Here is a 25,624-nt window from a genome sequence, read left to right on the forward strand (position 1 = left end):
GATATTTGGTATGGCGGAGGATCCCTTAATGACAACTGTAAGGCATCAAGGACATTTGCTATCATCAAATATCTTCAGGAAAAGTATATACGCTCAAGCATGTAATCTCGTTGGCTGAGATACATTTAACTCTTGAAATTTGTGTACTATTGGTGGGGCATTGCCTTTTCACTCTCCTCTGGATTAATACAATCGGTTATTTTTTTTCCTTTCCCTGCAAGATGGATCATAAGAATGGAAATATCGGCAGGAGAAACACCTGAAATACGCGATGCCTGCGCCAGTGAAACCGGGCGGATTTGCAAAAGTTTTTGGCGTGCCTCTTTTCTCAACTCAGAAATATTCTGGTAGTCAACCCAGGAAGGTATTTTACAGTCTTCCATTCTTTTAAACTTCTCTACTTGTATATGCTGGCGTTCTATGTATCCCTTGTATTTTATCTCGATTTCAACCTGTTCTTTGACTTCTTTTGACAGGTGTCTCCGGCAAAGTTCAGCGTCTATAGCAAACAGATGATCAAAGGTGCAATCCGGGCGACTCAATATTTTTGCCAAAGTGTCTGGCCCTATCAGTTTTTTATCCATATATGTCAGAACATCTGTAATGGTATCTTCTTTTTCCTGCAATTTGCTCCACTGCTGTTCTGAAATGAGTCCGTAACGGTATCCGTATTTCATCAATCTTCTATCGGCATTATCATGCCTTAAGAGAAGCCGGTATTCCGCACGGGAGGTAAACATCCGATAGGGTTCTTGTGTGCCTTTTGTCACAAGGTCGTCGATCAATACACCGATGTATGCCTCCGACCGGTCTAAGAGAAAAGGTTCTTTTTTTTGTATTTTCAATGCAGCATTGATACCTGCCATAATTCCCTGGGCAGCGGCTTCTTCATAACCAGAGGTTCCATTAATTTGTCCGGCATGGAAAAGGTTTTCTATAAGCTTGGTTTCCAAAGAAGGCTGGAGCTGGGTAGGAGGCACAAAGTCATATTCGATAGCATAACCGTACCTCACAATTTCTGTTGTTTCCAGGCCAGTAATAGAATGCACGATTGCCTCTTGAACATCGTGAGGCATACTGGTGGAAATCCCGTTGCAATAAATTTCAAGCGTGTTTAACCCTTCGGGTTCAAGAAATACCTGGTGCTGATCTTTTCCTGAAAAGCGTACAATTTTATCTTCCAGAGACGGACAGTATCGTGGACCTACAGACTGAATCTGTCCCGTATAGAGCGGCGCACGGGACAGGTTAGACATAACAATCTTATGGGTGTTGTGATTCGTATATGTAATATAACAGGGAACCTGGGATCGGTTTATCTTTTCCGTTGAAAAGGAAAAAGGTTGGGGATTTTCATCTCCGTATTGAGGCGTAAGTGCCTTATAATCAATCGTACGGCCATTGAGACGTGGAGGAGTGCCGGTCTTGAGACGACCTACCTCAAACCCGAGCCTTCGCAAGGAATCCGATAGCTTTTCTGATGTAAGTTCACCAATACGGCCACCAGAGGTGATGAACTTACCGATATGGATAAGACCTTTTAAAAATGTTCCTGTCGTGAGGATAACGGCCTTTGCCTTGTATTGTAAGCCGCTTTGTCCAATAATTCCAATTACTTTTTTCTTGTCGACGATGAAATTATCGGCAATTTCTTGTCTTAAAAAAAGATTAGGCTGGCTTTCCACTCTTTTTTTCATGGATACCTGATAGGCTTTTTTATCGGCTTGAGCACGGGGTGAATGGACGGCAGGCCCTTTCTTGGTATTGAGCATTCGAAACTGGATGCCAGTTTCATCCGTTACCTTTGCCATCTCTCCACCGAGGGCATCAATTTCACGAACCAATTGACCTTTTGCAAGGCCACCGATAGCAGGATTGCATGACATTTGAGCAACCGTATCCAGATTTATAGAGAACAATGCGGTGCTCATTCCCATACGCGCGGATGCGAGAGCTGCTTCGCAGCCCGCATGCCCGGCGCCGACCACGATTACATCAAACTCTGTATGCATATACTACTTTGCATGTTCAATGAAACGTGTTTCACGAATTACGGTAACAACGACCTCCCCCGGATATTCCAATTGTCCCTCAATTTCTCTGGCAATGTCGTAGCACATCTTAGCGGCAGCCTTGTCATTGGTTTTGTCCGGGCACACCATCACCCGTACTTCCCTCCCAGCCTGTATGGCATAGGCGCTTTCTACGCCGCTGAAAGAGGTTGCGATATTTTCCAGTTTTTCAAGACGTTTGATGTATTTTTCTAACGTCTCTCTTCTTGCACCAGGCCTACCGGCGGAAATGGCATCGGCTGCACTTACCAATACCGTATAAATTGATTCAACGGGTGTTTCCTCATGGTGGCCGGCAATCGCATTCACCACTTCAGGTCTTTCATCATAACGTTTTGCAAGATCTGCACCTGCAACGGCATGAGTGCCTTCCATTTCAGGGCCAATAGCCTTGCCTATATCATGTAAAAGTCCGCAACGTTTTGCCAGCGGAACATCTAGTTTTAATTCTCCTGCAATTATTCCCATAAGATTCGCAACTTCGATAGAATGCCGCAACTGATTTTGTCCATAACTCGTTCTGTACTTGAGCCTGCCAATAAGCTTTATTATTTCCGGGTGAATCGTATGAATTCCCAAATCAAAGCAGGTTTGTTTTCCCGTTTCATGAATAACTTGTTCAATTTCCTTTTCCGTCTCCTTCACAATTTCCTCAATATGCGCCGGATGGATTCGTCCGTCAACGATCAATTTTTCCATCGATTGACGAGCTATTTCACGACGAACACTGTCAAACCCTGAAAGGACGATTACGCCTGGTGTATCATCCACAATGACATCAATGCCCGTCGCCTTCTCAAATGCCCGGATGTTTCTCCCTTCTCGCCCGATGATACGACCTTTCATTTCATTGTTAGGGAGTTCGATCGAGCTTACAATATTTTCAGCGGTGTGAGTCGCAGCGCATCGTTGAATTGCCGTGCTTATTAACGATATGGCAGTCTGTTCAGCATTTTCTTTGGATTCAGTTATTTTTCTTGAAATTAATTCAGCGCATTTAACATCGAGTTCTTTTTCCAACCGGCTTAACAAGAGCTTCTCAGCGTCTTCTCTGGATAAGTTGGATATTTTCAGAAGAGCCTTATTCTCTTCCTCTATGATTTTTTCCAGTTCCAGTCTTTTTTCGTCTATTTTTTTTTCTTTTTGAGCAAAATTTGCAGAAAGAGTATCAATATATCGTTCCTTTTTTGTTAATAACTCCATCTTGCGTTCAAGGTTATCTTCTCTTTTGCTGAGCCTCTTTTCTTGTAACCGTAGCTCCATCTTGGTTTCTTGTGTTTCTTTTTCGAAGGCCTCTCTTCGCTGATACAGTTCGGCTTTTGCTGCCAAACCAGCCTCTTTTTTAATTTTTTCAGCATCCTTGACGGACTCCTCAATGAGATGCTTTATCTTCTTTTCGCTGGACGCTTGCTTTTTTCTGAATACCAGTATACACAGGAAGTATCCAATAGCGACGCATGCAGGAAGAAGGAGGTATGGAAGTATTTGAAATAGTTGCATCTTATGTTATAAGTCGATTTATCGGACTTATCCTCCAAAAATAATAAAAATCCTGGATCTATTAAGAGATAATAACAAAAAACGAAGGTCGGAAAAACTGTGTCTTTTGGAAGAAATGCCACCGGTGAGAAATGTCGATGAGTTGAATTATAGAATAGGAAAAGAATAACAGGTTCTTTATGGAAAAAACAAAAGCATGTCTTGAAATGTACCGTTAACACTTATAGTTTTGACACTTTTGCAAAATGATGCTGTGTTATGAAAAACATATCTTTTTGCCTTATTACTTAGATTAACCCAAGTGCACGCATTAAATATTTTTTTTAAGATCCTTATGATTATCACAAACGATAATCGGGCACATTAAACAACGCATCTGAAATCCAGCAAAAACTTGTTTTTGGTAAAACCATGCTTACTTTATAAAAAGTATCGACGTACTGCCTTTTATTCATATTCCCAGGTATTTCTTTTAAAGATTTAATATCATCGGTGACATTTTTTCTCAGATTGGGATTTCCCCGAAAATTTATTTAAAGTTTAAAACCATACTAAAATTATAATTCTAACAAGCCCTATGGAAGGACTTTAAATCTGATTAGAAATACAAAACGACAACAAAAATTTTTTAAATTTAAAAGCGAATTTTAAACTATCCTTTATACCAAGTCAAGCGATTTTATATCCATATTATTAAAAGAGTTAAGAAACTGCGAATCTTTCCTTTTTTAGTTATTTAATTTATTCCTTGAGGCTTGACAAGAAAAATATCGCTCAGTATAATGCTTTTCCTTCATTTTGCTTAAGTAATCTTAATAAAGGTTTAATATTTTTGTAACGTTATTATTTTGATAACGTAAGGAGTGGTTATATGAGAGTAGAAGTAGAATTACCCGAAGTAGAAGGAAATAACGGAGACGAAGCAACTGTTTCCTTTTGGTATGTCGAGGAGGATGAGGAAGTGGAAGAAGGTGAAGACCTTGTTGAGATGATTACAGAAAAAACCACGTTTAATGTTACTGCGCCTGTGTCAGGAAGATTGCTGGAAATTCTTGCGCAGGAAGGTGATGTAGTGAAGATAGGTGATATTATGGCGATCCTTGAGACCGAAGGAGAGGAAGACAGCGAAGAAGAAGAGGAGGTAGAGGAGGAAGAAGAAGAAGAAGAAGAAGAAGAAGAAGAAGAAGATGATGATGATGATGAAGATGAAGATGAAGATGACGAAGAGGAAGATGACGAGGACGATTAATATTTTTCTGTAAACGAATAATACCGTCCTTATGATTTTGCTCGCGTCATAGATACCGCAATTAAATCGTTCCTCTCTTCATCCGCTTGTGTACAAGTGAATGAAGGGAGGAAAAAATTTCCCAAGATCTATAGAACCATCTCTTGATACAGAGCCGAATGATACATGTCTTTTAAAAATATTTTTTGCCAGGACCGTATTGTAAACTTATTTCAGAAGGCTATAGTACATGATCATCTGGCACACGCATATATTTTTGCAGGCCAGGAAGGAATTGGCAAAACACTGTTTTCAAAAGAACTAGCGAAAACCATTTTTTGTCAACATGCTAGAGCAGATGCCTGTGATACCTGCAGTCATTGTCAAAGAATTACCAATGATAATTTTCCTGACCTCTTTTTCGTGCTTCCCGAAAAAAACAGCCGGACGATCAAAATAGAGCAATTAAGGCATCTCCAGGATGTCCTGCATGTTAAACCTTTGGAGTCAAAATACAAAATTGCAATTATTCAGTCTGCTGACAAAATGAACGAGGAGTCGTCAAATTGTTTATTGAAAACATTAGAAGAGCCTCCTTCGCATGCTATTATTATATTAATTGTAACCTCTTTAGAGTCCGTGAGAGAAACGGTTCGGTCGAGATGTCAAATTATAAGGTTTTTTCCTTTATCGATGATCGTAGTAAAAGACATCCTCGTAAACAGTTTCCATCTGGATGAGAAACAAGCAGAACAATTGGCATGTATATCCAATGGCAGCATAGAAAGAGCTGCACTCCTTTCCAGTACGCATGCTTTAGATAAAAAAAACTGGCTTGTCGACCGAATTTTAACATTAGGAATGAACGACAATCTGACCTTTTCAAAAGAATTACTTGATAAGTGGAATATCCAGGATTTGGAGATATTAGAGGAAAAACGATCGCAGGTAAAGGAACTTATTCTCTCATTTCTTTTGTATTATAGGGACTTACTTATCTGTAAGATACAGAGTGGAATGCCTGTTTATCATACGAATTGGAGAAACACGTTGACCTCTAAGTGCCAAGTATTGTCTGAAGAAGTTTTGTTTCGCATTATCCAGGTAATCAAAACATCCCTTGAACAACTTGACCATAATGCTAATATTGCCTTATTATTGGAAAACATGATAACAAAAATACTTCGTCTTCAATTTGGTGACAGAACGGTGTAACAAAAAATATGTTTAATACAATCCACATTCTCCAGATTTCTGTTTTGAATCGATCATCTATCCGCAACAACGAAACAAATTTTTGGTAGAGTAGAAAAAAAGAGGCCTGGATGTCTTTTATGGCAACGGACTCTGTCTGGGCATCGTGTTTGGCGCACGGCTTCTTGGTATTGCAACCGGCGCCTTTTTAGAGGCAATACTGATGGGGGTAATCCTCTTACCCCCGCCCGATATTTTCGGTACTTGTCTGATTCTGACCACGCTCACTGCGGGGAGCCTCATACTGATTGCTTCCTCAGTCCTTTAGGGAGACAGACAGATGTTTTTACTTTCCATTTCTCGTAATGACATTTGCTTGTGTATAGGTCTTTATACAACGTTATACTAGTTGCCGTCTTAAAGTTGACCTTTACATTACCGGTTCTCTTCGTGGCAATAATCACAAATAGAGTTTTACCGTTTGTATCTGTATCTTGGCTTAATGCTATAACGGATATACGCTTCTTACCGGGCAGGGCCTTTGTTGTTACCGTTTCACCCGCAAACGGGTAATCTTCTCCATCCGCCACCTCATCGCTTTCCTCTTACTCTAGCCTCAAGGTTTTCGACGATACATCTATACATTCAGCTTCACATACAGGGTAGATGTTCATGCAGGCGTTGTCGTAACATGGCAGGGGCTTCTCTGGTCGTTACAAGGCGGTACTTTCTGCGCTACTATTCTATAATAGCAGGCTTTTCGAGGATAATACGCTTCTACCGATGATTACTATCGTGATCTCGTTTTTGTTTATGTTCTGTGTTGAAGACATACCCTTACAAAAACTACTCGTTGCTCCATATGGAGGCCGTGCTATTATTGAAAATTCGGAAAAATGATACGACCTTCCCGTTTAAAGTCACCGAGATTGCTGTTGCCTCCATTCTTTTATAAAAAATGAGGAATGACGTTCGGTTTACGAAATAAGAGATATCAACAAAGCTGTTGAAGTGCGGTAACACACCGGGTACATATGGAAGGATGTTCCTTAATCGTCCCCACGCTTTCCCTAAAATTCCAACACCTTTCGCATTTTTTGTGTTGTGACACACGACCTTCTATCCAGAGGTTTGTGATTAACTCGCCTTTGACTGCTTTGGAAGTAACATTTTTGCCTAATTTTACTTCTGATACAATGAATATCATCGGAAAGTCTTTTTCATAGTTTTTTAGGAATTGCCAGAGTTCTTCGTTTTCGGTATAAAGATCGACGGAAGCCTCTAATGAGTTCCCGATCAATTTGGCTGCACGCATCTTTTCCAGTACCTTTGCCACATCGGTCCTTATATTGATCAGCCTTTCCCATCTTTCCTGGAGAGTATTGTCAGTCCAGATGGGAATTTCCTTGGGAAATGTTGTCAAATGAATACTGGAGACGTCTTCATCTTTATGGATAATTGCCGCCCATACTTCTTCTGCAGTATGGGCAATAATTGGCGCAGATAATTTGACGAGATTCAACAGGATGGAATACATTACCGTTTGTGCTGCACGCCGTTCCTCCGAATTCTTTGCAAAGGTATAGGAACGGTCTTTCAAGATATCCAGATAGAATGCGCTCATTTCTACCGTACAAAAATTGTAGATATTATGAAAAACACGATGAAACTGTAAAGACTCGTATGCAGACCTCACGCTCTTAATCAGTTCCTGTGTCATATGCAATGCCCATCGATCTATTTCCGGTAATCCTTCATAGGCTATGGTATTTACCTTCGGATCGAAGTCATAAAGGTTACTCAGTAAATATCTGAAGGTATTACGAATGCGTCTGTAGGCATCCGAGCATCTGACAATTAAATTACGCGATACGTTCATATCATTTTGATAATCGAGAGAAGAAGTCCATAACCTGAGCACATCAGCGCCAAATTCCTTTACAGCGTCTTCAACCGAGATAAAATTTCCACGGGATTTGGACATCTTTTTCCCCTGTTCATCGACGACAAATCCATGGGTTAAAACGGACTTGAAAGGCGCTTTATCCCATGCACCAACCGATGGGAGCAAGGAAAGCTGAAACCATCCACGATGTTGATCCGTTCCTTCCAAATAGAGATCGGCCGGATACGATAATTCGTTGCGTTTGTGTAAAACGGCATGATGGCTCGATCCGGATTCAAACCAGACATCGAAGATGTCCATTTCTTTTTGAAACTGATTGCCGCCACAATGAGAGCATTTCGTATCCGGTGGTAAAAAAAAGGATACGTCTTTATAAAACCAGATGTCGGCCCCTTCCTTCTCAAATTTATCTCTCACATAATTTATTGTGTTTATATTGATATGCGCCTGACGGCAATGCACACAATGGAAGGCGGGAATTGGTACACCCCATGAACGTTGCCTGGAGATACACCAGTCTGGGCGTTCTGAAACCATCTTTGCCATTCTGCTTTCGCCCCACGAGGGTATCCATTTCGTTCGTTTTATCTCCTCCAGTACCCGCTGACGAAGGTTGTCGTAATCAAGGCTGACAAACCACTGTTCCGTTGCCCGGAAAATAACCGGATCATCACATCGCCAGCAATGAGGATAGGAGTGTACAATTTCTTTTTTGTCAAGCAATGCTCCTACCGCCTCCAGTTTTTTTACGATCAGGTCGTTTCCATCTTTCAGGATATTAAGACCGGTAAACTCACCTGCCTCCGCGGTAAAATTACCCCTCTCGTCGACAGGGCTCAACATGGGGAGATGATACTTAATGCCGGTAAGATAATCTTCCTGGCCATGTCCGGGCGCCGTGTGAACACAACCAGTTCCGTCCGATAAGGTAACATAATCTGCAAGCACAATAGGTCCCGTTCTGTCCATAAAAGGATGCCGGTATCTTCTTCCTTCCAACAAACGCCCCTGCACCTTGCCAAGATATTGATAATCCGTAATCCCCACCGATGACATGACTGCTTCTATTCTCTTGTGGGCAAGAATCGTCACTTCTTTTTTTTGTGTTTTTGGATTGTGGTAACGGATCGCCGCATACTCATGCTCAGGATGTACGGCGATAGCAACGTTTGCCGGAAGCGTCCAGGGGGTCGTCGTCCATATCATGATACAAGAGCCATCGCTACCGGCATCTTTGAATAGATTGCTGATGGGGTCCGTAAGTTTAAAATTTACGTAAATTGAAGGGCTCTTCGTTTCTTCACGGTAATCAAGTTCTGCCTCGGCAAGGGTTGTTTGGCCGAGTTCGTTGGGACACCAGTGAACGGGTTTTTTGCTCCGGTAAATGTATCCTTTTTCTACCAGTCTCCCAAATACCTCAATAATACCTGCTTCATACTGAGGGTCAAAGGTAAGGTATGGGTATTCCCAATCTCCCATGATACCAAGGGCCTGGAACTGCGCCTTTTGTAGTTTTACAAATTTTTCTGCGTATTTTTTACATTTTTTTCGGATTTCCGGTTTAGTCAAATTTTTTCTTTCTTCACCAACCTCCTGCATAACACGATGTTCAATGGGTAAACCATGGCAGTCCCATCCAGGGACATACGGTACATTGTAACCCTGCATCGTGTGATAACGCACGATAAAGTCTTTTAGTATTTTATTTAAACCGGTACCAATGTGCAATTCACCCGTTGGGTAGGGAGGGCCGTCGTGTAAGATATATTTTTCTTTGTCAGCTCGCGTCTTTCGTAGCCGTTCATAAAGTTGTTCTTTTTCCCATTTCTTCCGGATTTCAGGCTCTTTTTTGAGCAAGTCAGCCTTCATGGGAAATTGAGTGGTGGGGAGGTTGAGCGTTTTTTTATATTCCATGATAACGATTGTTTATCCAAGTATCATTGGCGGTGGTTTTGATTCCCAAACAAATTGTTCATATAAGGTATTTTATTCATTTGCTGTATTGCTGCTACCAGTAAGTCTGTAGCAGGGATTTTAAATCATTAGCAGTAAGTCCTTCGATCAATAACCTTTTGTCTTGCGAGGATTTGCCAGAAATAATATGTATGGAAGATTCGTGAATCTGGAAGATTTCTGCTAACAATTTAATTACAGCCTTATTTGCTTTGCCTTTTTCAGGTGCTGCAGTAACGGCCAATTTTAAACGGCCCCCATACTCGCCTAAGACACAATTTTTACCTGAACCTGGCCGTGTTCGGATGGATAGAATAACACCTGAGTTTGTTGTGACAAGATCAAGCATGCCCATACGGGAACTTCACAGTGTTTAGTCGGAGACTTCGTCATGAGTTTAATCAAACGCCCGGTCAAACGATGAAAGAAATGCCCGAGCAATTATCAATAAACTACCGAAAATCCATCGAAATCACCTGAGTGTTCTTCCCAACATACTTCAATATGCAGAACAAAAGCTCCTGACGGTCCTTTCTTGCACCAACTTACGATTTCGTCAACAATCTTCTTGTTGCCTTCAAAGACCGCTTCCACACTACCGTCTGCGCAGTTTTTAACCCATCCGGTAACACCAAAAGCCAGAGCTTTTTCTTTGGTAGATGCACGAAAACACACACCCTGAACTTTGCCCCGGACATAAACATGTGCCCGAGTCATAGACATAAGCGCTTGTAAATCTATTTAGAACCGTAAATATGCTCGCTGTCAGCTGCAGATGGCAGATAGTTTAAGCCTACGAAGGTAAAGTTCACGATCGCAAAAGCAAAGAGTAGCCAGCATGCTAAAATAACAGAGGCCTTAGACTTATTAATATTCATTTTTGGTAAAACAAGGGGGGTGTGAAGATAAACTAAATATGCAAACCAAGTGATCAAAGACCATGTTTCTTTGGGATCCCATGACCAATAATCACCCCATGCTTTTTTTGCCCAAACTGCGCCCGTGACCATACCAAGGGTAAGAAAGGGAAATCCAAAAGCAACTATTTTATAGCTCAGTTTGTCAAAGTTTCTTGGTAATATTTCTCTTTCGTTTTCTACCTCTTTATTTTCTTTTTTAGCAAACGCTTTAACAATTAAAAAAATGATGCTGGTAACAAATGAAATACCAAAGGATGCGTAACCGATCATATAGGTAATAACGTGCACAAGCATCCAGTTGCTCTTTAATGCCGGCATAATCGGCCTTATAGTGTCATCCTGGAGCGTTGCGTAAAGCAATATTAACATCGCAAGCACAGATGCCAATGCGCCAACTACCCTGAAATTATAAATAAACTCAAAGATAAGATAGACAAAAGCTGTGCAGCATGCATAAAAAATTAACGATTCATATAAATTGGAAAAGGGTGGATGTCCTGCTTCTATGGAGCGCTTGGTTACCATGACAAGATTCAAGCAAAACGCTAGGATCAACAGTCCTACAGACACCCATTTTGTGTACATAGATCTCCAGATTTCCCGAGCGATATAAGCAATCGATGCGATGACATATACAATTACCGTAATATTGATTATGCTCATTTTTTCAGACCTCCACCTCTTATTTTTGTTTTTTTCGTAGGAACGGTTTTATATAAAATATGAATATTACTCCAAAACATAATGACCCAAAACCAGAATATACTATTGAAATTCCGGGGTCTTTCACGATCTGCAAACCAGAAAAATTTCCTGCTTCCGGGTCGTAACTTGATTGATAAATAACATACCCTTTGTAGGTTAAGGGATCATTTACTCTGATAGTCTTTTCCGCAACAGTTTGTCCATTTTCTATAATTCTTAACCTGCTGGTAAAATGTTTAATCGACTCTCCCATGGATTCATAGACAAGTGCTAAATTATTATCGGTATACCAAGTTGCGTATTGATTATTGGAGAACAGCCAATCATCAACCTTCCCACTGGGTCCCTCTGCTTCAACAAAAATCGCCGGCACGCCTACCGTATCCGATTTTTTAATCACCTCTTTTCTGAAATTAAAGGATGGGAAATATTTGGATACCACGATCTGATGATTCGAATCTGCAATGGTATATTTTTTTTCTAATTCCCAAGGAATGGTACTGGTGATATGATTGTTCTTTATAGAGACCATCACCTGTTTTCCCTCTGATGATTGAAAAAGCCGTACGATATTTTTGGCCATGTGTCCGCTTGCGATTCCGTCACAAGTCAATTTCAGGTTCTTATACTTCGACGGATGCATTTTGTCCCAATCAGGAAACTTTTCAAATACCCAGCGGGTTTCTGAACCTTCCGGACCATTGATTTCCACCTGAACGGCAGGATTATCAGTCAGTTGTTCTTCGAGCGGCCTTCTGTCTCCGTAGTTAAGCACATATTGTAACATCCTCAGAGAATAATTAGTTCCCTCAAGTTTAAAGGTTTTGTTTAATTCCATAGGATAGTCTTGTGATAGTCCTTGTTCTGATATCAGAACAGATATCTTTGGGTGAGCAGTTTCGATAGAGTTAATAGCTTTTTCCAACTCTTCCTGCGAAGACACCCAGATATATTCCACTCGCAGATTTTGTTTTTTATCCTCATAAAAGTTACGATCGTGAGCGAGCAACCATCCCTCAGCAATAACTTTGTCTGGGCCAAACAGTTTTACAAAGATGGCCGGATTATCCGCTGAGTCTGAAGTATTTATCGGTTCCTGATGTAATTCTGCATCGGGAATATAATCCTTGATCGTTACGGTGTAGTTCGAACCAGGGATACGTTGTCTTTTTCCTACCTTTACCTCTAAATTTTTCTGACGATTTCTACTTTTAATGTAGGATACCAGTTGAAATTTTGGCTCATTTTTTTCTAATATGAAATCATCCAAAGCGATAGAAAATGGCAAATCTTTCTTGACATAATCTAATTTTCCTTGCCGGTTAATCATTTGTGTCAGAAAATAATTTACCGATTTTCCTTCATAAACATTTACGCCGCCCTTTACACCAAACTGAAACTTTACCACGCCACCGATTAATATCAAAATGAGACTGAGATGGGTAAGAATAAAGCCTGTTTGCATGAAAGTATTTTTCCATCTTTTGATCGTGCAGCAAATGAGATTTGCGCATAACAGTATCAAAAGGAATGTGAACCAATAAGAGTAAAAGACGTTGTTTAATTCAGTTATTTTGAAAAAAGCCGCTAATGCATAGCCATATTTTGCAGTATATTCGTCCATGGTTTTTTCTTGCAAGATCACTGTTCCCAGGATACACGCAACAACCAGAAGCAGAATGATTACCACTGCCAGTTTAACCGAACAGAAGAAATCCCAAACCCTATTCGAATCTCTTCGTGCTGGCTGATGAATAGAAATTCGATTTTGATTTTTTTGGCTGTCTTTTGTTTCTGTAGTCATACGAAGTTGATTTTTATTTTTCATAATTTTCGATACGCAAAATGGCCTCTAAATTACCTTGCTGTAATATTACAGGTTTTGAAGTATTTAGTGCCGCGACACAGTTTTTTATCTATGAAGTGGCAGAGTCTTTTGCCCGGGGTTGTTTTGAAACTTGGTTTGCGAATTGTGGATAACGCAGGTTTGATGATTCTGGTTATTTCAATTACTACAATTTTTCAACCAACGCTTCTTCCGGTAGCTAAAAGCTGCCGGAAGAGACTATTTCCTTCAAACAACTATTTTCCTTCACCTTCTTCTATTTCTTCGGATATATCTGTTTCCGTAGATTCTGTTTTTGATGGCACTGGCACCGATTGCCCTGTGAATTCAGATGTTCTTTCCGTGAGTATTGAAGATTCTTTAGGCGGCAATGAAGCGACGGAGGTTAATATTAAAAATTCTACCCTTCTGTTTTCTTTCTTTCCAGCAGTTGTGCTGTTAGATGCAATTGGACGATTCGGACCAAAGCCGGCGACATAAATTCTTTTTTCGTTGATGGTTTCACTTTTTGTTAAAAAATGAAATACACTTAATGCCCGCGCTGCAGACAAATGATGATTGGAATCCCAAAGGTGTCTGGTCCTTATAATGGGGTCTGAATCGGTATGACCGTCAATTCTAATGGAGATATGAGGATTTTCTTTGAGAAAGACTGCCACCTTCTTTAAAGCGGTCTCACCATGGGGCTTTATTGCCGCCATCCCGGAATCAAAGAGTATTTTTTCAGGAAAAAGAAGTACCGGCCCTTCTATCGTATCTCTGACCGTAGCACCTTCGCCAATCGACTGTGCCAATTTTCTGAGTTTTTCCATCTCAGCTTCGTTTGCCTTTAACTTGTCTGATGCGGAAGAAAGCTGTCCCTTAAGCCTTGTAATTTCTTCGGATTGATCTCTTATGGTGATTGCCTGTCTTCTGTTTAAATTTCTCAACTCGTTCATCTCAGCACAACCGGACATTCCGACAAAGGCTATCAAAAGGAAAAGCTTCACGTATTTCCCGTTTTTTAACATTTTTTTCCCTCCTGCGGGTAAGGCAGAATAAAGTTCTATACCGTCAAAAAACAATCTGAATATTCACAATATTGAATATATAACATTTGATATGCTTGTTTTCAAGCGTTTTTTCAATGAATTTCATTTTCTCCGGTCCTCCGTCAAGTCCACATTAACGATAAACTTTATCGGGATCGAATACCTTCTTCTCGGCAATTTGAATGATGTCTGTTCCTGGAATATATTCCCGATAGAAGCACGTTTTATACCCTGCATGACACGCAGCAACGTGCTGTTCTACAGCAAAAACAAGGGAATTTCCTTCACAATCGAAAAAAACCCTTTTTACCATCTGAATGTGGCCCGAAGTCTCACCCTTAATCATCAAACGGTTCTGAGAACGACGAAACACGTGAACCTTGCCCGTTTCAATGGTTTTCTCGACGGCGTCTTTATTCATGTAACAAAGAGTCAGGACCTTACCGTCAAAGTTATCGACAATGACCGATGGAATAAGCCCCTTCTCATTGAAGTGTAATTTGTCCAACAGCTGCATACAACCTCCCTTCTTTCTGAAAGCTATTCCATAAAAAATCATCAATAGAAACTGTTTTTATACCTTTTTACTCAGACCATAACGATACAACGATGGGTCATCACTCTTAAAACACGTACGTCATGTTATATACTCTTTCCAGGGCGTTATTATAACAAAACCACTGAGGAACTTTCAACGTTTGATCGAATGATATTTAAAAGACATTGCTATCTCCTTTTTTCAAAAAAAATAGACATTATTACTTGTTTTCGGGAGAAGGTATCAGGGATGATTAAGACAAACACAAGACAGCTATCAGAAAAAGAGTCCCGGCCAATGATACCCTTGGATTTAAGCAAGATCTGCAAGGAAGGCGTTTTCCCGGGAATATTATGGAGTGCCGGATCAAGGGGAATATGCAGCCGATATGATGTTCAGGGGACGGCAACGTCTGATTGATATTTATCCCGAGATGACAGAGCATGCCCTGATAAGTTTCAATGCCTCATACGTGATGACCTTTTTGGAAAAAAAGCTCACGGGTAACTTTCAAGACGAAATCTTTATGAATACAAAAAGAGACCGCAAGGAGTATGCATTAAACACTATGTGAAAAAATATTCCCTGAAATTGTACGACAAAGAAAACTCGAATAGCTCGCCCAACTTATCCAAGATGGGCAGAACCAGTATTCCGGGTTTAATCCATTATTTCCAAGGGCAACCAAAGTGTATGAGGTTGTTTTAGACGGCTCTCGTATAATTAATGATTTTAGAAACAGGGATTTGAAAAACTCTTTCTACGGCCATGTCAAAACCGAAGCAAAAGCAAAGAAACTCATCTCCAAAAAACCAGAGTAATAAAAAACTCAGGGCTCATAAACTGATTGCGAAAATACCGCACACAAGCAAATACAAAGTCATCAAAAAAGAATATCGAATTTCAGGAGTCTCCCTCAAACTCAAAAAGAAAGAAATCCACTGCTTCTGAAAAATGTTACCTAAAGAACTTTTCAAAAAAAAGTTTTTACAGGGTAACACTATAGTAGTCACTCATTAACTTAACTCTTCATTACTTTTAAACTCTATGTTCTTAAACTCCGTGAAGAACTCGATTTTTTCTCTTTCGCTGTTGATTCTGACAAATTCTGGACTCAGTACACCATAGACACACCTAATGATATCACACCTGGATATAATGCCTACGGGAATACCGTCTCTAACAACGGGAACCCTAATAATATTATGTTTTGTCATAATACGAATGATATCTTCAACAGAAGTATCTTCTGCTACGAATATGGGCTTTGCAGACATGATCTCTTCAGCTGTTACTTTTTCTAAAGATTTGCCACGATCCATAACTTTTAAAAGATCAAACTCGCTGACAACTCCAATAATCTTATTATTATCATCCACAACTGGCATTCCACTATACTTGCCGGTTAATAACTTTTCTGCAAGAGATCTGCCTAATGCTTCTTTTCTTGCCACAGTAACATTCTTATTCATAATGTCTTTGGCTACAATATCATTTTTTGCCATGATGCGTTTCTCCTTTCAAATTAAACTAAATATTAATCGTCTTTTGGCAGTGACATTCTGGTATGTAAAGGATTTTAATAAATTTGACCTGAAAATAATCGAATAGTATAGGCGTCTGTAAATTTTATGTCAAGATTTAAATAATAGATTTAAACAAAATCGGTACCAGCTTCGCTCTTCATCAAAAGAAAACGGAATGTGATGACGCATATTGGCCTATATTCGTATCACAGTAAAACACACTGGAGATATCAGAATAAGCCCAAGTGTATTAAGGAAAGGCCGTGTCTGAGATTTGCCAGGTTTAAGCAAGGACGGCTGTCCAAACAACCTGATTGTAAATGGAGACATTGATTATCAAAGACACTTTAAACTGCCTTAGTCGTTTGTTATTGTTATAAGCTGTTAATTTATAATAGACTTAAGCATTGCCATTTCCATACCAAACGTAATTTCCATCATCTTGAAAAATATATTGACGGTAATTTCCTCTTTGGTTAATATAGCCGATATAATTTGAAACAATTACCCTTTCAGTGCTGTGCGTAATCGACCATATGGCTCACTTTGAGGCATTTATCAGGCAAATCAGCGTGTGTTTCTATTTTGTTAATTTCTTTTTTCCCCGTTTTATCGGGAAAAAGTTTTTTGTTGTGATTATTAGCGGTGTTAGGATGTTGATATTTTTCCAAAAGGAGTGCTTTGAATATTATGGTAAAAAGGCAGGAGATTAAAAATGTCTTTTGAAAACGAAAAAAAGATAGTGCCTGAAGATATAAGAAAAAGAAAGAGAAAGAAGGTAATGTTTGTAATACTTCCTCTTGTCTTGCTCTTGATAATAGTTCTCATTTTAATATTGCGTAGAAATGTCTCACCGACGCTTGACATGTCTCCGATTGGTTTGGATTTTGGAGAAAGAAAAAACGAAATGGTGTTTACTGTAAAAAACGCAGCAAAGGCTAAAGGTTTCTTTCAGCGTGGTGTCACTCCGTTAGAATTTACAATTGATACCAGACAGGCACCCAGATGGCTGGCTGTCTACCCAACGTCCGGTATTGTCGAAAAAGAACCGAAAACAATAACAGTAAAGATTGATAGACGTTTTCTACCTCCAGAAAGTGTAATAGAAGAATTACGTTTTTTTTCAAATGGAGGAGACCGAGTTGTTCGGATATTAGCACAAAAAGAGAAGAATAAAATAATCGTTACATCTCCGACAGCAAATTCCACTTTTTCAATTGGTGACGAAGTATCGGCAGAATGGTCGGCAACCTCTGGTGTGAGTAATATCGTCAATATTTTGTTATGTTTAAGGGGCGAAAACATTGGAATATTAGCACACAATTATAATTACAGAAAAGACAGTGAGGGTAAAGGCCTTTTTCTTTGGAAGGCCCGTGATTTAAGGGAAGATAGCGGTTATTCAATCAGGATAGAGGATGCCGAAGACCCTAAAATCTTTGATGAAGTTGGGCCAATAAAGATTTTTCAGTCCCATACAGCAATTAAAGTACTCAACCAGACGAAAGATCATCAATTCCCAAGCACGGTTCAATTTATATTTTCTTTACGGAATCAAAACAATCATGCGGTTCTATTTCCTGCCGAAAAAGTCGACTGGAAAAATATAAAAATATGGGAAAACGACAACGAAATTGACTATTTGGAAAGCCATGCGCTTCTTTATACACAAGACGATTTTCAATTACAAGTAATGCTTGTTTTAGATTTTTCAGCGTCAATGTATGAGACAAATGAGGATATTAACAAGATGCTCGTAAGTGTGAAAGATTTAATTAATAGCCTGGAAGAAACACATCAAATAGGGGTAGTAGAGTTCCATCGGCCTGATGTACCGCCAATGGTTCTTCAGACATTTACCTCTTATAAAAATGCAGCAAAAGATGCCCTTGACAATTTCAGTACGAGTAAAACCTATCGTGATTTTTCAAGTTGCTGGGATGCCGTTCTGAAAGGATTGCAACAATTTCCGGAAAAACCTGATCCGGACATCTTTAAAACAATGGTATTTTTATCGGATGGATTCGATAACAGCAGTTTCCATACACCGAATGACATCATCACGATGGCAAAAGATAGGGATGTCCACATTTTTGTAGTTGGAATTGGTGATCTTCGCGAGGAAAATGTATTGAAAAATATTGCTTTTGAAACCGGTGGCACCTATGTACATTCCGAAAATTTAAATGTTCTACAGGAAAGATTTAAACAGACAATTACCGATGTAAAGGGTCAATATAAAATAAAGTATATCTCTCCAAAAAAGCCTGAAGATGGGCGTTTCAAGGTAAAGGGCGAAATTACCTATAATGACGTTACCGGCACTCCTTTGTTGGAAGACGAAATAGACCCTTCGTTGATTTACAGTAAGACAAATGTGGGGGTTATTCGTTTTACAGCCCCTTCTATCATTAAATACAACAGGGCAGAAATATTCATGTGGTGCGAACACATCCCCAGATACATCAACGATTTTCATTTCTGGGTCGGCATCAATAAGCCGTATCAGGTGACGCTCACTTCTTCTAATGGCGGTGGGTTATGTCAGGGCTGGACATTAAGCAATCTCGGCAACGGCTGGTATCGGTTGACCTCTCCTGATCCCAAAGATCCTCGCAAGTACCTTGAATTTGGCGCCTTTGGAACTCTTTGTAAAATTGTTGTTACCGATATTAATGAGGAGGAATTGGTAATCCCATTTAAACTGGATAACTCAATTTACGATCGAGGACAGGCATTTTATGGTGGGGGCGACACGTCTCAAACGGGGATGTGGTCAACAAACATTTATGTCGGAAATATTACCCGATAATACCCTTTTTTGAAAAGCATCCGGGCCGGTTTTACGCTCATTTAGAGATTTCCTGCCAGATTGCACCAGATCTTTGACTGAGACGATTTTCTTTTGCTCAATTTTTTTTTGTGCCCTCCCCTGAAGCGTGGGAAACAATGAAAGGCACCTTAAAAACCACAAGAAACAGCATATCAAGAGAGGTACTATCTCCCGAAAAGTTCGAAAAAAGGGAGTCTTCGTTAGTCGTTATTTATGAATTAATAAACTGCTTAAAGGGTACAATTTTTTCATATAAACATCTGGTTGCTTCTTCGGGATTGTCATCATGCATAATGCTCGAAATGACAGCGATACCGTCTGCTCCATCACACAAAACACTTTCTATGTTGTTTTTATGAATACCGCCCAGCGCAATAATCGGTATCTTAACCTCATTTTTTAGCTTTCGAATCGTTTCAGTACCTAAGGGTAAAAGAAGCCCTTTTTTTGAGGGTGTATTAAATATTGGACCGAAGGTAATATAATCTGCTCCATAATCCCGGGCTTGTAGTGCCTCCTGACGGCTATGGGTAGATATACCAATCAGTTTTTCAGAACCAATCAATCTCTTCACTACGGTAAAAGGAAGTGATTGCCAGCCCAAATGCACACCATCTGCCTCTACCGCGAGAGCAATGTCGATGCGGTCGTTAATAATGAAATTTGCATGAAATTCCAAAGTTACCTTTCTTAGTTCACGTGCCAAGCAATACAACTCATGGGTAGGAATCCCCTTTTCCCTTAATTGTATTGTTTTAGCGCCGCCCTTCAGCGCAAGTTTTATGGTATGAAGAAATGATTGTTTACAGAGGTTCCTATCCGTAATCAGCATGAGGGAAAGATTATTGATTTGTTGTCCGTTCATCGTACACGCGGAGGTCGGTCTCCCAACAGTTCATTATACGTGCAGGGCGGGGATTAATTTTTTATCAAGGAGATGACTATATCTTTTCAAAAGTGGGTTTATTGACTGTTTCATAAAATCATCTACCTGTTGTGGTGCTCTGCCAACTAAGTTCTTTGGTTCGGTAATTTCTTTCAATTTTTGTTTTATCTGAGAAAAAAAAGGGTCATGTTCAATTCGCGTTAAAAGATCGTTTTTATTTCCTTCTTCCTTCATCGAGCGAACGGATTCCATGGCATGGAGACGAATTCTTTCGTGTAGTTCTTGTCGGTCCCCTCCTGCATTCACGGCTTCCATGAGGATATTTTCCGTTATCATGAAGGGCAACTCATCGGTAAGATGGCGATTGATAACTGAAGGATAAACGCTTAATCCCGCAGCGACGTTGAGGACAATATTTAATATACCATCGACGGCGAGAAAGGCTTCAGGGACAGCAATTCTTTTGTTGGCAGAATCATCAAGCGTGCGTTCAAACCATTGTGAGGCAGCAGTAAATGCGGGATTCAAACAATTACAAAGCACATACCGTGCAAGAGCTGCTATACGTTCACAACGCATGGGATTTCTTTTATAAGCCATGGCCGAAGAACCGATCTGTTCTTCCTCAAATGGCTCTTCAACCTCTTTCATATGTTGAAGCAGCCGCATATCATTGGAAAACTTTTGGGAAGATTGTGCAATTCCTGCAAGACTAAACGCTATCTGACTGTCGATTTTCCGACTGTAGGTTTGTCCTGTTACAGGGTAATGATTCTCAAATCCCATTTTTCGGGTGACCAGTTCCTCCAGCTTTTTCACCTTTTCGGCGTCATTCTGAAAAAGAGATAGAAAGCTTGCCTGTGTACCGGTTGTCCCCTTTACACCATGGAACCACAGCCCCTTGATTCGCATGTCCACTTCTTCTATATCCAGAAGATAATCCTGTATCCATAGACACATCCGTTTTCCTAATGTCGTTGGCTGAGCCGGCTGAAAATGAGTAAAACTCAAGGTTGCAAGGTCTTTATATCTGACTGCCTGAGTTGAAAGTATGTTTATGATATTAATGAGTTTTGTAAAAATAATGCGCAGTCCCTCTTTCATCTGAATGAGATCTGTATTGTCCTGCACATAAGCACTGGTAGCGCCGAGGTGGATAATTGGCCGAGCCTTTGGGCACTGCTCACCATAGGCATGAATATGAGACATAACGTCATGTCTGAGTTTTTTCTCATATGCCCTGGCAACATCAAAGTTGATCGTATCCTGAAATTGGCGCATCTCTTCAATTTGATCATGGGTAATCGTTCGCAAACCCAGTTCCCGCTGTGCCTCTGCAAGTGCAATCCAAAGTCGTCTCCAGGTGCTGAATTTATATTGATCCGAAAAGACAGAGCACATTTCTTTGCTAGCGTACCGCTCGGAAAGGGGAGATTGATAGGTGTTATATCGATTGTTCGACAACATAAAGATTTTTCAACAAAAAACGTAACATATATTTGAGGTTTTTAACAAAAATTGTAGCGCCGGCCCCATGTGGTCAGTAATTGAGCGGAGGATAATCCTCCTGTGCTACGCGTTCAGTAACGCTCGTGTTAGGGTATTTTAATCGTAAAAGGATAAAAATCAATCTTAAATAAAAAAGGCGGTGCCTGTTCATAGGCACCGCCTTTTACGAAAATTCCAAGTTTGTAACGCACAGCACCGCAGATTACCAGGAATTTGTGACATGTCATGTTGTCCCGCTCGTCTGCAGAAATCCGTGTCCGTAAGAATCAATGCTTATGTCCGCACGGAACCGCTCCTGCCGCTTCTTTTTCCTCAGGTATTTCTCCAATTACAGCATTCGTCGTGAGAAGCAGGGCAGCAATGCTTGCGCCGTTTTGTAACGCTACTTTTACAACCTTTGCAGCATCGACAATGCCCGCCTCTACCATATCCGTGTACTTTTCACTAAAGGCATCATAGCCATAATTGCCGTTGCCTTCTTTTACTTTTTGCAGAATTACGGCGCCTTCCAGACCGGCATTCTCAGTAATCAGTTGAATTGGTCTTTCTACAGCTACTCTGACAATATTTACGCCAATTTTCTCATCACCCTTGGCAGAAAGGGTGTCTAATGCTTTCGATGCACGGATCAAAGCAACCCCTCCACCCGGCAGGATGCCTTCATCAACTGCCGCCCGCGTGGCTTGCACTGCATCCTCAACGCGGTATTTTTTTTCCTTCATTTCTGCTTCCGTAGCAGCCCCGACGTTAATTCGCGCAATTCCACCGGAAAGTTTTGCAAGACGTTCCTGTAACTTCTCACGATCGTAGTCGGATGTGGTTGTGCCTATTTCTGCTTTGATCTGAGAAATCCTTCCCTGAACTTCATTCTTATCGCCAGCGCCCTCTATGATAGTCGTTGTATCCTTATCGATAGCCACTTTTTTTGCTCTGCCAAGATCCGTAAGCTGGACGCTGGAGAGTTGAATTCCCAAATCTTCAAACAGGGCCTTAGCGCCCGTTAAGGCAGCAATATCTCCCAGCATTGCCTTTCTTCTGTCGCCAAAACCAGGCGCCTTTATTGCCGCACATTGCAGGGTTCCACGGAGTTTATTGACAACGAGCGTACTGAGCGCCTCTCCTTCCACATCCTCAGCAATAATAATTAATGCCTTGCCTGATTTAGCAATCTTTTCTAAAAGAGGAACAAGGTCTTTAATTGCAGATAATTTTTTTTCATAAATCAAAATATAAGGGTTTTCAAATACAGCTTCCATGGTTTCAGGTGAAGTCACAAAATAGGGAGACAGATACCCCTTATCGAACTGCATCCCTTCTACTACATCCACCGTTGTTTGAAGACTTTTCCCTTCTTCCACGGTGATAACCCCGTCCTTACCCACTTTCTCCATGGCATCCGCTATTTGGCTGCCTATTTCTTCATCATTGTTACCGGCTATCGTGGCAATTTGCGCAATCTCTTTTTTGCCGGATATTTTAATGCTCATTCTGGTTAACTCTTTTGTCAACGCAGCCACAGCCTTTTCGATGCCGTGTTTAATATCGACCGGATTAGCCCCCGCCGTAATATTCTTAAGACCTTCCTCAAAGATTGCCTCGGCTAAAAGTGTTGCCGTAGAAGTACCGTCGCCGACCATATCATTCGTCTTGGATGCGGCCTCTTTAACCATTTTTGCACCCATATCTTCATAGGGGTCTTCGAGCTCTATTTCTTTTGCAACCGTAACACCGTCGTTCACCACGGAAGGAGAACCAAAGCTCTTTTCAATAATCACATTTCTCCCTTTTGGCCCTAAAGTAACCTTAACGGCCTGAGCCAACTTCTTAATTCCTCTTTTTATAGACTCACTGGCGTCGTACCCATAGATAATCTTTTTTGCAGCCATCACTACCTCCTCAAATATTATTCAATTACAGCCAAAATGTCATCCTCAGACATTAGTAGATACTCCTCGCCATCGATCTTCACTTCTGTACCGCCGTAAGAACTAAAAAGAACCCTTTCTCCTTTTTTAACCTGAAACTTTGCCCGCTCTCCATTCTTCAATAACTTCCCATTCCCAACGGCAATAATCTTCCCTTCTCTGGGTTTTTCTTTAGCTGAGTCAGGCAACACAATACCTCCCGCAGTTTTTCCTTCGGCCTCAATTCTTTTTATCAATAGCTTCTCGCCTAATGGCAATACATTCATACCTCACGTCGCTCCTTTCTTTAGAATATTATCCACAAAATCTTTTTAACACCGCATACACGTATTCATAATTCTGGTGAACAGCATAAGCCTTATATACTATTTCCAGTAATACTTTGCGATAACCTGCTCGACAGATTCCCGTAATATATTAATGTTTATTGGCTTCGGTATCAGGGTATAGGCATTTGCACTAATAAGGTCAATTTGCAGTTCTTTTGTTATTTCGCCAGACATAAAGATACAGGGAATAGTGAGCCTGATCTCCTTTTTAATAATCTTGAATGTTTCTAAACCACTATAATCAGGAAGGTGCACATCGAAAATCATGAGATGTACCTCTTCGTTTCTAGCTATCTTTATAGCTTCCCGCCCGCAACTGGCAAGATGCGTAGTGTAACCCTTCGGCTCAAAAACGTCTTTTATGCTGTCGCGGCAAGATTCATCGTCATCTGTTATCAGAAGCGAATAGTGCCCATTTAGCAAAGCCATCATAATAAATCCTCATCAATAAAAAATATTATTTTTTCAGAAATTTAGCAAATGATATACCAACTAAATCTTCACGGCAACTTCAAAGGAATATAATGATTGTCAATCAGACAATGAGATAATTTATTATAGTAAAAAAAAGACATAACATTTTGTAACACAATCATTTAATAAATCGTAAAGATCCTCAGATAAATTATTCTACAAATTTTTCTTTTGTTTATCAACACGATTTTGACGTTGTCATTTTGACATTTTTTTGGAGTGTAAGTTTTTGTCGCTGTCACTCTGGCAGGCATCTTTGCAGTGCGCGTTTCCGACTGCATCCTTGATTAATAAACGGCCAGCTACTATAATCTTTCCATTTAATGACGAACAGAATGAAACACAAAAATTGATATGAATTTTTCAAACCCGTGGAAAAAGATTGTCTCAATACTCGATTTAATTAAATTCAGCCATACCCTGTTTTCATTTCCTTTTGCTGTGATGAGCGCATTTCTCGCCGCAGGCGGATTCCCCGGCCTGAAACAATTGTTGTTAATCCTGGCGGCGTTGATAACCGCACGCAGTGCGGCGATGTCTTTTAACCGGTTGGTTGATACCGCCTATGACATGCACAACCCGCGAACAGCATATCGTGTGGAGCTGCAAAAGAAAATCGGCAGGAGGTATCTGTGGGTATTTACCATCCTATGTATCGTTCTCTTTGTTTTTTGTGCATGGATGCTCAATCAATTGGCTTTTTTTATGTCCCCACTGGCCGCCCTTATCATCTTTGGATATTCATACACAAAACGCTTTACCCATTTCTCTCATTTTATCCTTGGTCTTGCATTAGGGCTGTCACCCATCGGTGCATGGGTAGGAATTCAGGGGACGCTGACCGCTACGCCTTTCTTGCTGGCCTTTGCCGTAGTCTTGTGGACAGCAGGGTTCGATATTATCTATGCTTGCCAGGACCTAGAGCATGATGTGAAATCGGGATTATATTCCATCCCCAAAAAGCTAGGCATCAGGGGAGCACTAATACTCTCTGCCGTATTGCATCTTTTCATGGTAGGGGTGCTGCTGGCAGTATCTCATTATACCGGTTTGGGTATTGTTTATACGATTGGGGTAAGTATTGTTGCCGCTTTGCTCTTGTATGAACATTCCCTCGTAAAGCCTAAAGACTTATCAAGAATCAACACGGCTTTTTTTACTGTGAATGGAATTATCAGCGTTGGCCTGATGGGAATAACCTTAATAGATATCTTTGTGAGGTGAGTTTGAATATGGAATCTCAAATCTC

22 protein-coding genes are annotated in these 25,624 nt (G+C 40.5%); 5 read left to right on the plus strand and 17 right to left on the minus strand.

Annotation, left to right across the window (positions count from 1 at the left end):
* Nucleotides 1-146: 146 nt before the first annotated feature.
* Together mnmG and rny are read right to left on the minus strand one after the other, a co-directional pair.
* Nucleotides 147-2,012: a tRNA uridine-5-carboxymethylaminomethyl(34) synthesis enzyme MnmG gene (mnmG, locus tag BIY37_RS11300; protein WP_070067955.1), complete on the minus strand. Its 1,866-nt coding sequence runs from the start codon at nt 2,010-2,012 to the stop codon at nt 147-149.
* Nucleotides 2,013-2,015: 3 nt separating this feature from the next.
* Complete coding sequence (rny, locus tag BIY37_RS11305; RefSeq protein WP_070067956.1) at nt 2,016-3,572, minus strand: ribonuclease Y; 1,557 nt, start codon at nt 3,570-3,572, stop codon at nt 2,016-2,018.
* 871 nt (nt 3,573-4,443) lie between these two features.
* Here rny and BIY37_RS11310 point away from each other — a divergent pair.
* Both BIY37_RS11310 and holB read left to right on the plus strand, forming a co-directional pair.
* Nucleotides 4,444-4,821 (plus strand): lipoyl domain-containing protein, encoded by a 378-nt coding sequence (locus tag BIY37_RS11310; protein WP_070067957.1) that lies wholly within the window; start codon nt 4,444-4,446, stop codon nt 4,819-4,821.
* Nucleotides 4,822-4,986: 165 nt separating this feature from the next.
* A complete protein-coding gene (gene holB / locus BIY37_RS11315; RefSeq protein ID WP_070067958.1) occupies nt 4,987-6,015 on the plus strand; it encodes a DNA polymerase III subunit delta' in 1,029 nt (342 codons plus the stop codon).
* Nucleotides 6,016-6,132: 117 nt separating this feature from the next.
* Here holB and BIY37_RS13575 read toward each other — a convergent pair whose 3' ends face one another.
* The 9 genes from BIY37_RS13575 to hisI form a co-directional block, all read right to left on the minus strand.
* On the minus strand, nt 6,133-6,297 hold the full coding sequence (locus BIY37_RS13575) for a hypothetical protein (RefSeq protein WP_179129384.1): 165 nt from the start codon (nt 6,295-6,297) through the stop codon (nt 6,133-6,135).
* The gene (locus tag BIY37_RS11320) at nt 6,294-6,584 is read right to left on the minus strand and encodes a hypothetical protein (protein WP_070067959.1); all 291 of its coding nucleotides are present in this window, start codon (nt 6,582-6,584) and stop codon (nt 6,294-6,296) included. The genes BIY37_RS13575 and BIY37_RS11320 overlap by 4 nt, the downstream gene beginning before the upstream one ends.
* 404 nt (nt 6,585-6,988) lie before the next feature.
* Nucleotides 6,989-9,814 (minus strand): isoleucine--tRNA ligase, encoded by a 2,826-nt coding sequence (gene ileS / locus BIY37_RS11325; RefSeq protein WP_070067960.1) that lies wholly within the window; start codon nt 9,812-9,814, stop codon nt 6,989-6,991.
* A gap of 94 nt (nt 9,815-9,908) precedes the next feature.
* On the minus strand, nt 9,909-10,208 hold the full coding sequence (locus BIY37_RS11330) for a DUF167 domain-containing protein (RefSeq protein ID WP_080325046.1): 300 nt from the start codon (nt 10,206-10,208) through the stop codon (nt 9,909-9,911).
* An 89-nt stretch (nt 10,209-10,297) separates the two neighbouring features.
* Nucleotides 10,298-10,570, minus strand: a complete 273-nt coding sequence (locus BIY37_RS11335) for an acylphosphatase (protein WP_201789436.1) — start codon at nt 10,568-10,570, stop codon at nt 10,298-10,300.
* A 20-nt stretch (nt 10,571-10,590) separates the two neighbouring features.
* On the minus strand, nt 10,591-11,436 hold the full coding sequence (ccsB, locus tag BIY37_RS11340; protein ID WP_070067962.1) for a c-type cytochrome biogenesis protein CcsB: 846 nt from the start codon (nt 11,434-11,436) through the stop codon (nt 10,591-10,593).
* Nucleotides 11,437-11,455: 19 nt separating this feature from the next.
* Nucleotides 11,456-13,306 (minus strand): cytochrome c biogenesis ResB family protein, encoded by a 1,851-nt coding sequence (locus BIY37_RS11345; RefSeq protein WP_070067963.1) that lies wholly within the window; start codon nt 13,304-13,306, stop codon nt 11,456-11,458.
* A 254-nt stretch (nt 13,307-13,560) separates the two neighbouring features.
* Nucleotides 13,561-14,334 carry an OmpA/MotB family protein gene (locus tag BIY37_RS11350; protein WP_070067964.1) on the minus strand — a complete coding sequence of 258 codons (774 nt, stop codon included), beginning with the start codon at nt 14,332-14,334 and terminating at the stop codon, nt 13,561-13,563.
* 154 nt (nt 14,335-14,488) lie between these two features.
* Nucleotides 14,489-14,872, minus strand: a complete 384-nt coding sequence (hisI, locus tag BIY37_RS11355; RefSeq protein ID WP_070068000.1) for a phosphoribosyl-AMP cyclohydrolase — start codon at nt 14,870-14,872, stop codon at nt 14,489-14,491.
* Nucleotides 14,873-15,251: 379 nt separating this feature from the next.
* On the opposite strand from hisI, the gene BIY37_RS11360 reads away from it, so the two are divergent.
* A complete protein-coding gene (locus BIY37_RS11360) occupies nt 15,252-15,467 on the plus strand; it encodes a hypothetical protein (protein ID WP_070067965.1) in 216 nt (71 codons plus the stop codon).
* A 442-nt stretch (nt 15,468-15,909) separates the two neighbouring features.
* Here BIY37_RS11360 and BIY37_RS11370 read toward each other — a convergent pair whose 3' ends face one another.
* Nucleotides 15,910-16,398, minus strand: coding sequence for a CBS domain-containing protein (locus BIY37_RS11370; RefSeq protein WP_070067967.1), 489 nt, complete (start codon nt 16,396-16,398; stop codon nt 15,910-15,912).
* 736 nt (nt 16,399-17,134) lie between these two features.
* Between BIY37_RS11370 and BIY37_RS11375 the strand changes: the two genes are divergently transcribed.
* Nucleotides 17,135-19,231 (plus strand): vWA domain-containing protein, encoded by a 2,097-nt coding sequence (locus BIY37_RS11375; RefSeq protein WP_070067968.1) that lies wholly within the window; start codon nt 17,135-17,137, stop codon nt 19,229-19,231.
* Between the two features lie 232 nt (nt 19,232-19,463).
* Here BIY37_RS11375 and thiE read toward each other — a convergent pair whose 3' ends face one another.
* The 5 genes from thiE to BIY37_RS11400 all read right to left on the minus strand — a co-directional run bounded on the left by thiE (nt 19,464) and on the right by BIY37_RS11400 (nt 24,333).
* Nucleotides 19,464-20,117, minus strand: a complete 654-nt coding sequence (gene thiE / locus BIY37_RS11380; protein WP_070067969.1) for a thiamine phosphate synthase — start codon at nt 20,115-20,117, stop codon at nt 19,464-19,466.
* Between the two features lie 33 nt (nt 20,118-20,150).
* Nucleotides 20,151-21,605, minus strand: a complete 1,455-nt coding sequence (gene purB, locus BIY37_RS11385; protein ID WP_070067970.1) for an adenylosuccinate lyase — start codon at nt 21,603-21,605, stop codon at nt 20,151-20,153.
* A gap of 308 nt (nt 21,606-21,913) precedes the next feature.
* Nucleotides 21,914-23,533 (minus strand): chaperonin GroEL, encoded by a 1,620-nt coding sequence (gene groL / locus BIY37_RS11390; RefSeq protein ID WP_070067971.1) that lies wholly within the window; start codon nt 23,531-23,533, stop codon nt 21,914-21,916.
* 17 nt (nt 23,534-23,550) lie between these two features.
* A complete protein-coding gene (gene groES, locus BIY37_RS11395; RefSeq protein ID WP_070067972.1) occupies nt 23,551-23,838 on the minus strand; it encodes a co-chaperone GroES in 288 nt (95 codons plus the stop codon).
* 99 nt (nt 23,839-23,937) lie between these two features.
* Nucleotides 23,938-24,333 (minus strand): response regulator, encoded by a 396-nt coding sequence (locus tag BIY37_RS11400; protein WP_070067973.1) that lies wholly within the window; start codon nt 24,331-24,333, stop codon nt 23,938-23,940.
* 396 nt (nt 24,334-24,729) lie between these two features.
* Here BIY37_RS11400 and BIY37_RS11405 point away from each other — a divergent pair, with 396 nt between their 5' ends.
* Nucleotides 24,730-25,599, plus strand: coding sequence for a UbiA-like polyprenyltransferase (locus BIY37_RS11405; RefSeq protein ID WP_070067974.1), 870 nt, complete (start codon nt 24,730-24,732; stop codon nt 25,597-25,599).
* Nucleotides 25,600-25,624 lie beyond the last annotated feature (25 nt).

The organism is Candidatus Brocadia sapporoensis, assembly GCF_001753675.2.
In the GTDB taxonomy this organism is placed as follows: Bacteria; Planctomycetota; Brocadiia; order Brocadiales; family Brocadiaceae; genus Brocadia; species Brocadia sapporoensis.